Source organism: Yersinia thracica (assembly GCF_902170565.1).
Taxonomy (GTDB): Bacteria; Pseudomonadota; Gammaproteobacteria; order Enterobacterales; family Enterobacteriaceae; genus Yersinia; species Yersinia thracica.
On the sequence record NZ_CABHXX010000009.1, the window covers coordinates 12,861 to 28,041 of the forward strand.

The following is a 15,181-nucleotide window of genomic DNA, read 5'->3' on the forward strand; positions in this document are numbered from 1 at the left end:
ATGACTTAACATAGCTATTACTTTTTGGCATGGTTTATGGATATACGATGCGTCATTTAGCTGTCATTCTTCCCTCACTCATTTTGCTTTCCGCCTGTAGCAGCAAGCCGACGCCTCCTGTTGCTGCGACGCCGTCAGATAGCCTGACACACAGCGGTTTTTTACTTGAACCACAGCATATGGGCCACGTGCCAAACGGTGATTTTGCCTATAATGCAGATACCGCCCGTTTTGTTGACAAAATGGTGCGTGAGCATGGCTTTGAACGTCAGCAACTCCATGATGTATTAGCACAAACTAAAAAACTGGATTTTGTTATCCGCTTGATGGATAAGCAAGCGCCGAGTTCTGGCCGCCCCTCGGGGCCAAATGGTGCCTGGAACCGCTATCGCAGCCAATTTATTACTCCGGATAATGTGCAGAATGGCGTGAATTTCTGGAATCAATATGAAGATGCCCTGCAACGCGCTTATGAGGTATACGGGGTTCCACCAGAAATTATTGTCGGCATTATCGGTGTTGAAACTCGCTGGGGCAGGGTGATGGGTAAGACCCGTATCATTGATGCGCTGGCAACACTTTCCTTTGCTTATCCCCGCCGTGCCGAGTATTTCTCCGCAGAGCTGGAAACCTTCTTGCTGATGGCGCGGGCCGAAGGTAATGACCCGCTCAGTTTACGTGGCTCTTATGCCGGGGCCATGGGTTATGGTCAATTTATGCCATCGTCATTCAAAGATTATGCTGTTGATTTTGATGGTAATGGCCATGTTAATTTGTGGGATCCGGTGGATGCTATCGGCAGTGTGGCGAATTACTTTAAAGCACATGGCTGGACCAAAGGGGCGGTGGTCGCGATACCGGCAAACGGGCAAGCGCCGAATCTCGACAATGGTTTTAAGACCAAATACCCGGTTTCGGCTTTATCTGCCGCAGGGCTAAGCCCAAGGGGTTCGCTGGGTGATTATCAGGAAGCCAGCTTGCTGCGCCTGGATGTCGGCACCGGTTATCAATATTGGTATGGTTTGCCCAACTTCTACACTATCACTCGCTACAACCACAGTACCCATTACGCCATGGCAGTGTGGCAGTTGGGCGAGGCGGTCGGCCGGGCGTGGCGCGGTTAATTTGAACTGAGCGGATATAACAAAGCAGAAGGCGAACAAAGTTAAATGAAGGGGAATCGTGCCGTCGGGGTCGTAGTCGCTTAAGCGACCGGAGCGCCCCTAGGGGCGGTAAACCCTTCACTCACTGAGCTATCAATTGTTTTGTCATTTATCTTAAACCAGGGCCACATTAAGTAGCCCTTTTCACTCATCACAGTAGATGGGAAATATCATCCGGATGAACTGATGGCGGGGATTGACGCCAGCCGCGAGTGAGCCACAGCAGGTAAATAAAGCCCGCCAGTAACCACAGCAGGCCCACCTCCAGCGCGCGCTGTTCGAGGTGAACCCACAGCCAGACTGACATCACAAACCCCATCATCGGCAACAGCCCGTATTTAAACATGGCCGAAGCGCCACGACGTTTCTCATTGAAAATAAAGTGTTTTATGACACTCAAATTCACAAAAGTGAACGCGCCGAGCGCACCAAAGCTTATCATCGACACCACTAAATTCAGGTCAAGGAACAGCGCCAGCAGCGAGATGGTCGCCACGAATACAATCGCGCGCCATGGCGTATGGAACTTGCGATGCAGATGGAAAAATACTTTGCGCGGCAGCACACCCTCGCGCCCCATGGCATAGAAAATGCGCGACACACTAGTTTGTGCGGTCATCGCCGAAGCATAAACGCCGGTCAGGTAAGTGGCCATAAAGAAGTTATACATCCACTTCCCGCCGACATGCTCGGAGATAATCAGGCTGGCGGTGTCCTGATAAGGAATTAATGATTTCCAGTCTGGATAAGCCAAGTGTGCAGCATAAGACACCGCAATAAAGATGGCACCGGCGCTGATTACGGTAAACAGAATCGCGCGTGGCAGGGTGCGCTTAGCATCGTGGGCTTCTTCTGCCATGGTGGCGATAGCATCAAAACCGAGGAATGCCAGACAAAGCACCGCAGCGCCGGATAATAAGCCCGACATATCACCCGCGTTGACCAACAGCGGCTTCATTAATGCCGCCGGGCTTAAATCCGCCTGACTGAAAGAAAGCGCAATAAATAAGACGATAAACACCATTTGTGCGGCGATCAGCGAGAAATTCACTGAAGTAAGCAGACGCACACCCAGAATATTCAGCAGGCTGACACTGACGATAGACGCAATAATAAAGACCGGAGCCGGGATCGCCGGGAATGCCTCGTGCAAGAAAATACCTAAAACCAAATAGTTAAGGATTGGCAGGAACAGATAATCCAAAATTTGCGCCCAACCCACCAGAAAACCGGTTTTCCCACCAAAACTACGCTGAACGTAAGAATAGGCGGAACCTGATAACGGCATGGCGTTAGTCATCCGGCAATAACTGAGGGCGGTAAATAGAATGGTGGCGACGGTGACCAGGTAGGCAATGGGTAAATGCCCTTGACTTAATACAGTCACCTGTCCGTAGGTCGTAAATACGCCCAAAGGCACCATATAGGCAAGCCCGAAAGCGACCAGCGCGGGGGTTTTAAGCACTCTGCGCAACTGAATGTTTTGTGGCATTACCGTATCATCTCCTGGTGTGGATAAGCACCGCTAAGCTGTATTTCACAGCTTTAAAATATAAAGGAGCGGATTTTGACACAAGGGGAACAGGTTTGAAAGCCAATCCCTTTCCGACTGGGTATTGCCGCGTTATTCGCCAGATTGATGAGTTGGCCCATTCATGGGAATTACTGTTGATTTTGGCATATTTAGCCCCCGAATCACCGAGTTACGCCAGTGACTCGGGGGCTAATGCCTATTTATCCGGCCTGATAAACCACTTTACCGCCGATCAAGGTAGATTCTACCTGAGTTTGATAAATCGTCTCTGACGATTGCTCAAACAGGTTATTTTTCAGAATGATAATGTCGGCGAATTTGCCCGCTTCCAGTGAACCAATATAGTGTTCTTTGGCAATCATATAAGCCGCATCAATGGTCGCGGAGCGCAATGTCTCAATCAGTGTCAGGTCGCGGTCATTATCCAGCCGAGGGCCAGCAGGATTGCCGTCAAGATGCCATGCACGGCGGGTCATCCCCACTTGCAGGTTGTACCATTCATCCAAGCGGTCAATCGGCCAGTCACTACCATAAGCAATGCGCGCCCCGGCATCGAGGAAACGCGCCGCTGGCTCCATATGTTGGAAACGGGCTTCGCCCAGCATCTCGCGCTCTTCATCAATCAGCACCCCCGGCAAACCGCCCCACTGGAAAGAGAGCACCGCAGTGGCCCCTAATTTGGCAAAACGGTCATACTGATGGGGAGCTACCAGCTCATTGTGGGCCAGCCCCGGCCGGATATCTTTGCCCGGCAAGGCGGCGCGCATCTGTTCCACCGCGTCCAGCACCATTTCAATTGCGCCATCACCCACCGTGTGAGTGTGCGGGTGCAGACCGGCGCGGGCACATTCCAGAATCACCGCATTGACCAGCGGCGCGGTAAAATAGAGGTCGCCATAGTGCTCGGTTGGCTGCCAGTCTGGGTTTTCTGCCGTGCCGTGGTTGGCGCGATAAGGTTCGAGCAGAGCGGCGGTCATGGTGGGTGGCTGTAATACACCGTCGATAAACAATTTCAAGTGATCGACGGCGAATCCCGGTGCCGGTGTCCACTGATTACTGCCCCACTGGCGGCCAAATTCCACCACTTCCTGCACCACACGCGCGGCATCTTCCGGCCCTTGCAGGCTATCTGGCGTCACTTCTTTGGCCCCCAGAACCCGCAAAGTCAGCTCATTGCGCTGATATAACTGATGGAAAGCGACTAATTGCTCGGAAAATACGCGGGTATCCATCACTGTTGTGACGCCCTGAGCATTCAAAACTTGCTGCACATGGGCGGCAATTTGCACATTTTTTTCTGGCGTAGCAGAAGGAATGCTGTCAAAGGCGCGCATGGCGGGCGCATCTTCCAAAATACCGGTGAGTTTTCCGTTCGCATCACGGGCTATTTTGCCGTCCGGCGGGATGGGGGTATTTTCGTCAATGCCGAGCAACTCAAGCGCGCGGCTATTGGCCGCCAGCGTGTGACAGTCATTTGAGAATAAAGCTACCGGGCGACGAGTATTGAGTGAGTCGAGGGCGGCTCGGCTCATATCGGCCCCGACCGGCGTCATCGCCTGGCGTTGCCAGGCGCGGACGGTCAGCCAGTCATTTTCACCCTTAAAAGGGTCACTATCGAGATGTTGCTGGATGATATCCAACGTCTGCTCAACACTCAGTGCCGCATAATTAAGATTACAACCAATCAGCTGCTTACCGCCCCAAAAGGGGTGCATATGGCTGTCGATAAGGCCGGGCATCATAAACTTACCCGCCAGATCGATAAGTTGAGTTTTCGGGGAGGAAAACTGGGGGATGAGTTCATCACCGCCAGTTGCCAGAATATAACCCTGGCCCAGTGCAATGGCGCTGCAAACCCGGTTATTGGCATCAGCGGTGTAAATCGTGCCGTTGTAATAGATAACATCGGCGACAGTAGATTGTTGAGTCATAGTTGGCTCTCAATAATCCCTTTTTTCCTTGATGTTGCAGCAGTTTTCACGACTTTGCAGCAACACCACGATTTTGGGAATCGGTGGATTTATAGCCATCATGACCGGTGTCTCGAGTAAAACCTGTGATAAAAGACCGGCTGAGGCTGGTGTTAAGTTAAGGGGTTTTAAGTAACTCGGTCTGCATCATGACCGCCAGATGGCGCAGTATCTCGGCTTCGGAAAAACCTAATTCAGTTAATTGTGTCAATCCATCCAGACCACAGACCAGCCCAATCAAGCGCCATGCGACATCACCGGCATTGATATCAGAGCGAAATTCATCATTGGCTATTCCTGCATTAATCACTTCGACGGTGGCTTGATGCCAATCCGACATTGAGGTGGCGCAGGCCGCTTTAATCAGGTCATCGCGCTCGGCGAGTAGCGAGATTTCATTCCATAACCGAGTCTCGCGTTTGCCCGCTTCATCTTGCGGATAGCCCAATACCAAGAGCACCCGTTCGGAGGCAGGCAAGTTTTGGCTGTTTATCGCGAAAGCCGCCAAAGATTGTTTCACTAATAATAGAAAAGCATCAGCCCGCAGCCGTGAAACTGACGAAAAGTGATGATGCACTTGCCCGACAGCCACCCCCGCTTCACTGGCGACACGGCGCACGGTAGTGGCGGCCATCCCCTCAGTGATTGCAACACGCATCGCCGCTTGCAAAATGGTGTTGTGCCGCTCTTCACGGTTCAAATAGGCCAAAGAGATTCCTTTATCTGACTCATTAGTGTTTTCACCATTATGTGATGAATTGGACGTTAGTTCAACTTTCCGCTATTATTGCAATATTGAACAAGTGTTCAACAATAATATATCTCTAATCCGAGCGTTTTTGTATGTCTAAAAAGTGGATGATTTTCTACGTTATTATTCTGATGTATCTCCCGGTTTCTATTGATGCAACCGTACTTCATGTGGCCGCCCCCCGGCTGGGGATCGCCCTGGCGGCCACCGGTAGTGAGTTACTGTGGATTATTGATATTTACTCATTGGTGATGGCCTGTTTATTACTCCCGATGGGGGCACTGGGTGATCGCATCGGTTTTAAACGCTTGGCTTTACTGGGATCGGTACTGTTTGGTTTGGCCTCTCTGGGGGCGGCTTTAGCACCTTCGGTGGCGGCGTTGATTACTGCGCGCGCCTTTTTGGCGATTGGCGCGGCGATGATTCTGCCCGCGACATTGTCTGCGGTGCGCCATATCTTTACCGATGAACGCGAAAGGGCTTTGGCGTTAGGGATTTGGGTGGCTATCGGCACCATGGGCGCGGCGATGGGGCCGCTGGTCGGTGGGCTGTTAATGGAATACTTCTATTGGGGCTCCGTTTTCCTGATTAATATCCCCATTATTATTGCGGTAGTTATTGCTACATTGGTGGTTATTCCTCAGCAGCCCATGCGCACTGAACAGACGTGGAAAATAGCCCCTGCACTGGTATTGGTGACCGCGATCCTGATGTTGGTTTATGCTGCCAAGACTGGGCTGCGCGGTAACGGCGATCCGCTGATGACGTCACTGGCGGCATTGGTGGGCGGCGTGATGTTATTTGCTTTTGTGCGCCATCAATTATCAGCATCCGCTCCAATGATCGATTTTCGGCTGATAAGCCAGCGAGTTATTGCGGTGGGTATGGTCATGGCGATGACGGCGATGATAACGCTAGTGGGGTTTGAATTACTTCTGACTCAAGAATTGCAATTTGTGTTAGGGAAAACGCCACTTGAGGCGGGGATATTTTTGCTACCGCTGATGATAGCCAGTGGGGTGAGCGGGCCGCTATCGGGCTGGTTAGTGGCTAAACTGGGGTTGCGCACCGTCGCCAGTGCCGGTATTGCATTGAGCTCATTGAGTTTTCTGGGATTGGCCTGGACAGATTTTGCCACGCAGATTTATCTGGCATGGGGGTGGATGATATTACTCGGTTTTAGTATTGAAGCTTCTCTATTGGCTTCCACTGCGGCAATCATGAGCGCCGCCCCCCCTGAAAAAGCCGGTGCGGCGGGTGCAGTCGAGGGCATGGCTTATGAGTTGGGGGCAGGGCTGGGGGTGGCAATCTTTGGTTTGATGCTATCGCGGGCTTATACCGCCTCCATTGTGCTGCCAGAAGATTTGCCGCTGAGTTTAGTCGAGCAGGCCAGCGCCTCCATCAGCGAAACCATTCAGGTGGTAAATAACCTTGGTGGTTATGAAGCACTGCTCAATAGTGCCAAACTCGCGTTTTCAGCCTCGCACAGCTTAGTGCTCGGTACTGCCAGCGGTTTGTTGATCCTGCTGGCGGTCGTGGTGTGGTTTGCAATGCCGGGGCAGCGCGTATCGCAGTGGGAAAAAACACCGCACGACAACGCCACCTATTAGCCGCCAGAGGTTAAATTCTCAGTAAATAAATAGTCCTTACTCTTTAGCCATTACACTGAGTAAAGTGTGTGATATACCTATTTAAGGTAGTGATGTGCGTTTTGATAGCTAAATAGTTTTTATAGGCTAAATGGTTTTTATAGGCTAAATAGTTTTTATAGGCTAAAGAGTATCAAAACCCTATTCCAATAAAGAGTAAGGCTTTATCTATGACCGCGCGGCCGTTCACAGCACAACTCGATATCGACAGCTCGACTCAACCTGTCCGGGTCTCTATCAAAGGGGATTGGGTGCTGGCGCATTACCGCGATTTAGAACCGGTTGTGGCGCAATTTTGCACTAACTCGCCCCCGTCAGTGGTCTTTGATCTCAACCAACTGGGCGCTTTGGACACCGCGGGTGCCACCTTATTAGCCTTGCTGCTGGGTGAGGCGCGCATCAGCCATCTGCGTGAACTCGCCCCTAAGTTGCCAGAAGAACGCCGCATTTTACTGGAAACAGTGAGCCGCGTTTTGCCGGATTTAGCCGCCGAACCATCAGAAAAACCGCCGTCATTTTGGCTTGAGTTATTGGCGAATACCGGCCGGTCGGTGGACAATTTATGGCAAGATATCAAATCGTTACTGGGCTTTGTCGGCCTGACACTTGAGGCCTTATTCGGCACGATTTTCCGGCCATCACGCTGGCGCATGACTTCACTGATTGCCAATATTCAGCAAATTGGCTTGAATGCCGTTCCCATCATTATGTTGCTGACTTTTCTGGTCGGGGCGGTTATTGCTTTCCTCGGGGCCACGGTATTAACCACTTTTGGTGCGGGTATTTTCACCGTCGATTTGGTGGTGTTTTCTTTTCTGCGGGAATTTGCCGTGCTGCTCACCGCCATTTTGATGGCTGGGCGCACCGCCAGCGCCTTTACGGCTGAAATCGGGCTGATGAAAGCTAATGAGGAAATCGACGCCATCCAAACTCTGGGGTTAAATCCGGTGGAGTTATTGGTGTTGCCGCGGGTCTTGGCGCTGTTGATTGCATTACCGATGTTGACTTTTATTGGCATGGTTTGCGGTATTTTCGGCGGCATGGTGGTGTGTGCATTAACACTCGATATTTCGCCCACAATGTTTTTGTCAATTATGCAAAACAGTAATGGATTGCAGCATTTTCTGGTGGGGATAAGCAAAGCGCCTATTTTCGCCTTCCTGATTGCGATTATTGGTTGTCTGGAGGGGTTCAATGTCACCGGCAGTGCTGAGTCTGTTGGCGTGCACACCACCACCAGTGTGGTGCATTCTATCTTTGTGGTGATTTTGCTCGATGCCGTCGCGGCGCTATTTTTCATGGAAATGGGATGGTGAGCCAAATGACGCAAGACCCAATCATTCAAATTCGTAATCTGGTTAACAGCTTTGGCCCACAGTGTGTGCATCAAGATCTCAATCTTGATGTGCAGCGCGGCGAAGTTCTCGGCGTTGTTGGCGGGTCAGGCACCGGTAAGTCGGTGTTATTGCGCAGTATTGTGGGGCTACGCCGTCCAACTGCCGGGCAGATTCATGTATTTGGTCAGGATTTAATGACATTATCGGGCCAGGCCCGTTCCCAAGTTGAGCGCCGATTTGGTGTATTGTTTCAACGTGGCGCCTTATTCAGCTCTTTGACGGTGACGGAAAACGTGGCCTTGCCATTAATCGAAAATGCGGGCTTGCCGCGTGGCGAGGCCGAGCGGTTAGCGCAAGTTAAGTTAGCATTGGCGGGGTTACCGCCGGGGGCGGGCAGTAAATATCCCGCTTCACTGTCGGGGGGGATGGTCAAACGCGTTGCTTTGGCCCGCGCGTTGGCATTAGACCCGGATATTCTGTTTCTCGATGAGCCGACGGCGGGCCTTGATCCTATTGGTGCGGCGGCGTTTGACAGTTTGATCCGTACCTTGCGCGATGCACTCAATTTGACGGTATTTCTGGTCACTCACGATCTGGATACGCTCTATACCCTGTGTGACCGCGTGGCTGTGTTGTCACAAAAGAAAGTGTTGGTGGTGGATACCTTGGATAAGGTGGCTGCAACTGATGATGACTGGATTCAAGCGTATTTTCATGGCCCACGTGGGCGGGCTGCTTATCAGGCGGCGGCAGCGATTAATAGCGAAGAGAGGTTGTAAATGGAAACCCGTGCTCACCATGTTGTCATTGGTTTGTTTACTCTCATTGTGGTCAGCGCCGCACTGTTATTCTGCCTATGGCTGACCAATGCCGGTTCTAATCGCCAGTTCAAGCTATACGATATTGTCTTCAATGAGCCGGTGAGCGGGCTGTCTCAGGGCAGCATCGTGCAATACAGTGGCATTCGGGTTGGCGAAGTGATTCAGTTGCGTTTGGACAGCGAAAACCCCAATAAGGTTTGGGCGCGTATTCGTGTGTCGGCTTCGACGCCTATCCGCGAAGATACTCAAGCTCGGCTGACAGTTGCAGGAATCACTGGCACCTCCAATATTCAATTTAGTAGCAGCACCCCATCAAGCCCGCTATTGGAGGGCAAAGATGGCGAAATTCCTATTATTATCGCCACCCCGTCACCGATGAGCCAATTGCTGGCAAATGGTGAGAATTTCATGAGTAACGCCAATGAAGTGTTGATGCGGCTGAACCAACTACTGGCACCTGATAATCAACAGCGGCTTATCACCACGTTGGATAATCTCGCGCTTGTCACCCAGACTGTCGCTGATCAACGCCAAGATATTCGCACTATGCTGCAACAGTTAGCGCAAGCCAGCAAACAGGCCAATGAGACACTGGCGCAAACCAACCGCTTACTGCGCAATGCCAATGGTTTGATGGATGGGCAGGGCAAACAACTGGTTAATGATGCCGCTAAGACCATGGCATCATTGCAAAATACCAGCATTATCCTCAATAAATTGGTCAGTGAAAATCAAACTTCACTCAATAATGGTATGCAAGGGATGAATGAATTGGGGCCAGCCGTTGATGAATTACGCAGAACATTAGCGACATTGCGTGCTGCCGTTTCCCGTTTGGAAGAAAACCCAGCGGCTCTGCTGCGTGGTCGTGAAAGAACACAGGAGTTTACGCCTCGATGATATCTTTGAAGATAATGCGCTTTGTGGGCCGCCGTATCGGGCTGTTGATGTTATCCATGCTGGCGATGTTACTGTCAGCTTGTACTATTTTACCGACTGCGCCGATATCACAGGTTTATCTGCTGCCGGTGTCCCCAGCGGCAAATGCACCGCGCGCGCAGACCGTGAATTGGTCACTGCGGGTTTCACAACCGGCGACCAACCAGTTTATTAATAGCTCGCGCATTGCTGTTCAGCCCGAGGGGCAGGAAATTGCAGTCTACAAAAATTCGCGCTGGACTGATCCCACACCTATTCTGGTGCGTAATCGCCTGATTCAAGAATTCCGCACTGATGGCCGAATTCCCGCGGTCAGCAGTGATGATGATAGCCTTCAAGCTGATGTAGAGTTGAGTGGCGACTTATCGGCATTTCAGGGTGTGTATAAAGCGGATAACAGTGAAGTATTGATCCGTTTTGATGCCCGGCTGGTGAGAATTTCAGATCGTAGAATTATGGCGACTCGCCATTTTGAAGTTCGCCAGCCTATTAACGGTGCGCAGATGAATGAAGTGGTGGCGGCCTTTGGCTTAGCAAGTGATCAGTTGGCTTCACAGGTATTAAACTGGACACTGCAACAGTCCCCTCAGTAATTGTTTTCTCAGTTAAATAAGCTGCCTTCATCTCAAGTATGCCCTAAATAATTCGAGTTGCAGGAAGGCGGCAAGCGATAAAATCCCGATGAGTTGACGCCAGTCAATGATTCGGGTGATTGAGTGCAGCTAACACACCTGCAGCTTGAAGTATGACGGGTATATGTCAGGTTAAGTAAAGTTCGACAGTTATATTGACTGAGTAATGATCAACTGTTGCAAAATAACTGACCGCAGTTACAAAAATATATCTTATGTCAAATAAGTGTTGATTTTATATTTCATAATGTTTGACTATTGCTCTATGAATTGAGCAAAAGGGAATCATTATGCTTTGGAAAAATACCAAGGAGCAGTTCGGCCGCATCACTATTAGTGTCCACTGGCTGGTGGCATTAACAGTATATTCACTGTTTGCACTTGGTTTATGGATGGTGACTCTGGGCTACTATGATGGCTGGTATCATCAGGCACCAGAAATACATAAAAGTATTGGCTGTATATTATTCGCTGTCATGTTATTTAGAGTCATCTGGCGATTTATTTCGCCACCGCCAAAGCCATTGTCGAGTTATAGCCGATTTACCCGTGTTAGTGCGCTATTAGCGCATCTGGTTTTATATATTTTTTTATTTTGTATTATGTTTAGTGGTTATTTAATCTCGACGGCTGATGGGCAACCCATCAATGTGTTTGGCTGGTTTGCTGTTCCTGCCACTTTAACGGGTTTACCTGATCAAGCTGATACCGCGGGTACTGTACATCTTTATCTGGCCTGGGCTGTTGTAGTGCTTTCACTATTACATGGACTCGCCGCAATTAAACACCATGTTATTGATGGTGATATTACCCTCAAACGGATGCTGGGACATAGCACCGATTAACCAACTGTATTATGGAGAATTAAGCATGTTTAATAAGACCCTCTTGGGCCTGACTGTAGGCGCACTGATGTTTACCGCAGGTAGCGCTGTAGCCGCCGAATATAAAATTGATAAAGAAGGTCAACACGCCTTTATTGAATTTCGGATTAAACACTTAGGCTATAGCTGGTTATACGGCAGTTTTAATGACTTTGATGGGTCTTTCACTTTTGATGAGAAAGATCCAGCAGCTGATAAAGTCAATGTGGTGATCAACACTAATAGCGTTGATACCAATCATGCTGAACGTGATAAACATCTGCGCAGTAAAGAATTCCTGAATGTCAGCAAATTCCCACAGGCGACATTTGAGTCGACCGAAATGAAGAAAAATGCCGAAGGTTATACCCTGGTCGGTAATCTGACATTAAATGGCGTCACTAAGCCAGTGACCTTGGAAAGTAAACTGACCGGGCAGGGTAATGACCCATGGGGTGGTTATCGCGCCGGTTTTGAAGCTAACGGTAATATTAAGCTGAAAGACTTTAATATCACCACGGACTTAGGCCCAGCTTCACAAGAAGTTGAACTGATTTTATCCGTTGAAGGTGTTCGGGTTAAATAACCTTTGTAGTTTTATTTGAAGGAGCCTTTGGCTCCTTTTTTATCGCCCATGTTATAGTCAATAATCGTTATTTTACTTTGAGTGAGTTAAAAAAAGGCCCTTTACTGACCGAATCTCGGATGAGTAATTCAGATTGAAATATATTCTCATTTGATAAATATCCGCCATCCAGCATGGATATCAGCCGATTAATAACTTCATTTATCATGCCACTGACGGGGTCTTTGATGCTGGATAATGGCGGGAGCAGAAAAGGCGCAATAGGAATATTATCAAACCCGATAATGGAAATATCCTCAGGGACTTTTAAACCGGCTTCATTTAATTTCTTCATCGCACCAATGGCCATATCATCATTACTGGCGATAATGGCGCTGAAAGGTAACTGACTGGTTAATAAAGACTCAACCGCAGTTGCGCCACTGGCTGGTGTCCATTTACCTTGCACAATAAGTTTGTCTTGAACTGGCAGCAAAAATTCAGTTAATGCTGCTTTATATCCGGAAAGCCGCTCAATGGCGGTAGGTGAATCAAGTGAGCCAGTAATAAAGGCGATATCCTGATGACCTTGGTCAATAAGATATTTAGTTGCATTATAGCTCGAGCCTTTATGATCACAAAAAATACAATGGCTATGATTTTTTCGCAGCTTTCTGTTAACCACCATAATCGGCTGTTTATATTTATCAATAATAAGATCCATGGCATCAACAGTTAAAAACCGAGGATAAATAATTATGGCATCACAGCGTAAATCAAGTAGAAATTGAATAGCGTCTTGTTCCTCTTCCGCACTGTGTTTCCCATCAACCAGTACCAACTGACGACCATTTTTTTCTAATTTCTGCGCCGCCTGAGACAGTATTTCATTAAAGTAACTGCCGTTATACAGAGTATTGGTTACCACTAATCCGATGCATTCAGATTTATTGGTCGCCAGATTTCTCGCCAGTAAATTTGGCCGATATCCGGTCTCTTCAATGGCTTTAAAAACCTGATTTTTAGTTGCTTCACTGACATAGCCTTTGCCCGACAAAACCCGCGAAACAGTGGCTTTTGAAACACCGGCTTTCTTTGCCACTTCTTGCATTGTAGACATAGGCCCTTCCTGACACGTTGAAATTATTGTCATTCTATACTCTTCGCCCTTGAAATTGCAGAAGAGTTAGCGGCATTCGTGACTTGGCCGTAGCAGTGAACCACAGCCGTTTACGAGATTCTGATATCGATCACCATCACAGAATTAAAATAGAATAAATTCATCTCTTGAATTTTACCTCATATTTTAAGATTCTCACGTGGAACCGGTTACCTATGTGTCAGGGAATAGCTAGCGACATCACCTTTCCGGTCAATGAATAATTTATAACTATATGAATTTAATGGCTAATGGTGGATTTGTGACGATGAGAAATTTTATCTCAGCGCAGAAATGACACTTAGCTCGGCGCGTGCCATTACGGGGAGTTGTTACTCATGTCAAAAAATTATGCCGCAGTATCACAGCAAATCGTCGATGCTATTGGCGGGGCCAATAATATCGGGGCTGTGACTCATTGTATGACGCGTTTACGCTTTGTACTCAATGATGCAAGTGCGGTTGATTTGGCTAAGCTGAAAGCCATAACGGGTGTGCTAGGTGTGGTACATAGTGAGAATCAGTGCCAGGTTATCATTGGCAATAATGTGAGCTATGCCTTTGCTGAAGTGATTAAACTGCTCCCAGAAGGCGCATTACCGGTAAACGCGCTGCCCCAGAAAAATAAAATCACCTTAAAGCGGATAGGGGCGGGGATACTGGATGCATTGATTGGCACCATGTCACCGTTGATCCCGGCCATCATCGGCGGTTCCATGGTGAAACTGCTGGCGATGATACTGGATATGACCGGCCTCTTTGGGAAAGGCTCATCAACTCTCATTATTCTGAATGTCATTGGTGACGGCGCTTTCTTCTTCTTGCCAGTGATGGTGGCGGCTTCTGCGGCGATAAAATTCAAAACCAATATGTCGCTGGCTATCGCTATTGCCGGGGTATTGGTTCATCCGGCCTTTATTGATTTAATGGCAAAAGCTGCGCAAGGCCAACATGTTGAATTTATGGGCGTAACTGTCACTGCGGTGAAGTACACCTATACCGTGATCCCGGCACTTTGTATGACTTGGTTGCTGTCTTATATTGAGCGATGGGTTGACCGCATCACTCCAGCAGTGACTAAAAACTTCCTTAAACCGATGCTGATCGTGCTGATCTCAGCGCCTATTGCCATCATGTTTATTGGGCCGTTGGGAATATGGATTGGTAGCGGCATTTCTTCTTTGGTGTATACCGTTCATGATTATCTGGGTTGGCTCTCCGTGGCGATTATGGGCGCACTCTGGCCATTATTGGTTATGACTGGTATGCACCGTGTTTTTACGCCAACCATCATTCAGACCATTGCCGAAACAGGGAAAGAGGGCATGGTGATGCCATCAGAAATTGGTGCAAACCTTTCATTGGGCGGCTCATCCCTGGCGGTTGCCTGGCGCACCAAAAATCCCGAGTTGCGGCAAACGGCGTTGGCCGCCGCGGCTTCAGCGATTGTAGCGGGTATCTCTGAACCGGCACTTTATGGGGTGGCGTTGCGGCTCAAACGCCCCTTAATCGCCAGCCTTATCAGCGGATTTATCTGTGGCGCGGTGGCCGGAATCGGTGGGCTAGCTAGCCATTCCATGGCTTCACCTGGGTTATTTACCAGTGTTCAGTTCTTCGATCCGGCTAATCCAATGAGCATTGTATGGGTGTTTGGCGTCATGGTTCTGGCGATAGTTATCTCTTTCGTCACGACACTTTTACTGGGATTTGAAGATATTCCTGTTGAAGACAGCGTAAGTGGCGGCGCCCATTCTACTGACCCTGCTGTTTCGCACAGTGCAGTAAAAATTAACTAAAT

General features: G+C 49.1%; 13 protein-coding genes. 9 read left to right on the forward strand and 4 right to left on the reverse strand.

Annotated features, from left to right (window positions below; genetic code table 11):
- Positions 1–47: 47 nt before the first annotated feature.
- Positions 48–1,124 (forward strand): lytic murein transglycosylase B, encoded by a 1,077-nt coding sequence (mltB, locus tag FTA91_RS01335; protein WP_186366623.1) that lies wholly within the window; start codon positions 48–50, stop codon positions 1,122–1,124.
- Positions 1,125–1,314: 190 nt separating this feature from the next.
- Here mltB and FTA91_RS01340 read toward each other — a convergent pair whose 3' ends face one another.
- The 3 genes from FTA91_RS01340 to FTA91_RS01350 all read right to left on the reverse strand — a co-directional run bounded on the left by FTA91_RS01340 (position 1,315) and on the right by FTA91_RS01350 (position 5,376).
- Positions 1,315–2,655: an APC family permease gene (locus FTA91_RS01340; RefSeq protein ID WP_145535886.1), complete on the reverse strand. Its 1,341-nt coding sequence runs from the start codon at positions 2,653–2,655 to the stop codon at positions 1,315–1,317.
- A 242-nt stretch (positions 2,656–2,897) separates the two neighbouring features.
- Positions 2,898–4,628, reverse strand: a complete 1,731-nt coding sequence (locus FTA91_RS01345; protein ID WP_145535884.1) for an amidohydrolase — start codon at positions 4,626–4,628, stop codon at positions 2,898–2,900.
- Positions 4,629–4,785: 157 nt separating this feature from the next.
- The gene (locus tag FTA91_RS01350; protein ID WP_050112592.1) at positions 4,786–5,376 is read right to left on the reverse strand and encodes a TetR family transcriptional regulator; all 591 of its coding nucleotides are present in this window, start codon (positions 5,374–5,376) and stop codon (positions 4,786–4,788) included.
- Between the two features lie 134 nt (positions 5,377–5,510).
- Between FTA91_RS01350 and FTA91_RS01355 the strand changes: the two genes are divergently transcribed.
- The 7 genes from FTA91_RS01355 (at position 5,511) to FTA91_RS01385 (ending at position 12,245) form a co-directional block, all read left to right on the forward strand.
- Positions 5,511–7,028 (forward strand): MFS transporter, encoded by a 1,518-nt coding sequence (locus FTA91_RS01355; RefSeq protein WP_072082442.1) that lies wholly within the window; start codon positions 5,511–5,513, stop codon positions 7,026–7,028.
- Between the two features lie 209 nt (positions 7,029–7,237).
- Positions 7,238–8,383 carry an MlaE family ABC transporter permease gene (locus FTA91_RS01360; RefSeq protein ID WP_050112594.1) on the forward strand — a complete coding sequence of 382 codons (1,146 nt, stop codon included), beginning with the start codon at positions 7,238–7,240 and terminating at the stop codon, positions 8,381–8,383.
- Positions 8,377–9,183, forward strand: coding sequence for an ABC transporter ATP-binding protein (locus FTA91_RS01365; RefSeq protein WP_050112595.1), 807 nt, complete (start codon positions 8,377–8,379; stop codon positions 9,181–9,183). Before FTA91_RS01360 ends, FTA91_RS01365 begins: the two co-directional genes overlap by 7 nt.
- The gene (locus tag FTA91_RS01370; protein ID WP_050112596.1) at positions 9,184–10,125 is read left to right on the forward strand and encodes an MlaD family protein; all 942 of its coding nucleotides are present in this window, start codon (positions 9,184–9,186) and stop codon (positions 10,123–10,125) included.
- Complete coding sequence (locus tag FTA91_RS01375) at positions 10,122–10,757, forward strand: ABC-type transport auxiliary lipoprotein family protein (RefSeq protein ID WP_050112597.1); 636 nt, start codon at positions 10,122–10,124, stop codon at positions 10,755–10,757. The genes FTA91_RS01370 and FTA91_RS01375 overlap by 4 nt, the downstream gene beginning before the upstream one ends.
- Positions 10,758–11,086: 329 nt before the next feature.
- Positions 11,087–11,641, forward strand: coding sequence for a cytochrome b (locus FTA91_RS01380; protein WP_145582805.1), 555 nt, complete (start codon positions 11,087–11,089; stop codon positions 11,639–11,641).
- A gap of 25 nt (positions 11,642–11,666) precedes the next feature.
- On the forward strand, positions 11,667–12,245 hold the full coding sequence (locus FTA91_RS01385; protein ID WP_050112599.1) for a YceI family protein: 579 nt from the start codon (positions 11,667–11,669) through the stop codon (positions 12,243–12,245).
- Between the two features lie 67 nt (positions 12,246–12,312).
- On the opposite strand, the gene FTA91_RS01390 is transcribed toward FTA91_RS01385, so the two are convergent.
- Positions 12,313–13,344 carry a LacI family DNA-binding transcriptional regulator gene (locus FTA91_RS01390; protein WP_145582807.1) on the reverse strand — a complete coding sequence of 344 codons (1,032 nt, stop codon included), beginning with the start codon at positions 13,342–13,344 and terminating at the stop codon, positions 12,313–12,315.
- Between the two features lie 377 nt (positions 13,345–13,721).
- Here FTA91_RS01390 and ascF point away from each other — a divergent pair, with 377 nt between their 5' ends.
- A complete protein-coding gene (gene ascF, locus FTA91_RS01395) occupies positions 13,722–15,179 on the forward strand; it encodes a PTS cellobiose/arbutin/salicin transporter subunit IIBC (RefSeq protein ID WP_050112601.1) in 1,458 nt (485 codons plus the stop codon).
- Positions 15,180–15,181: the final 2 nt, after the last annotated feature.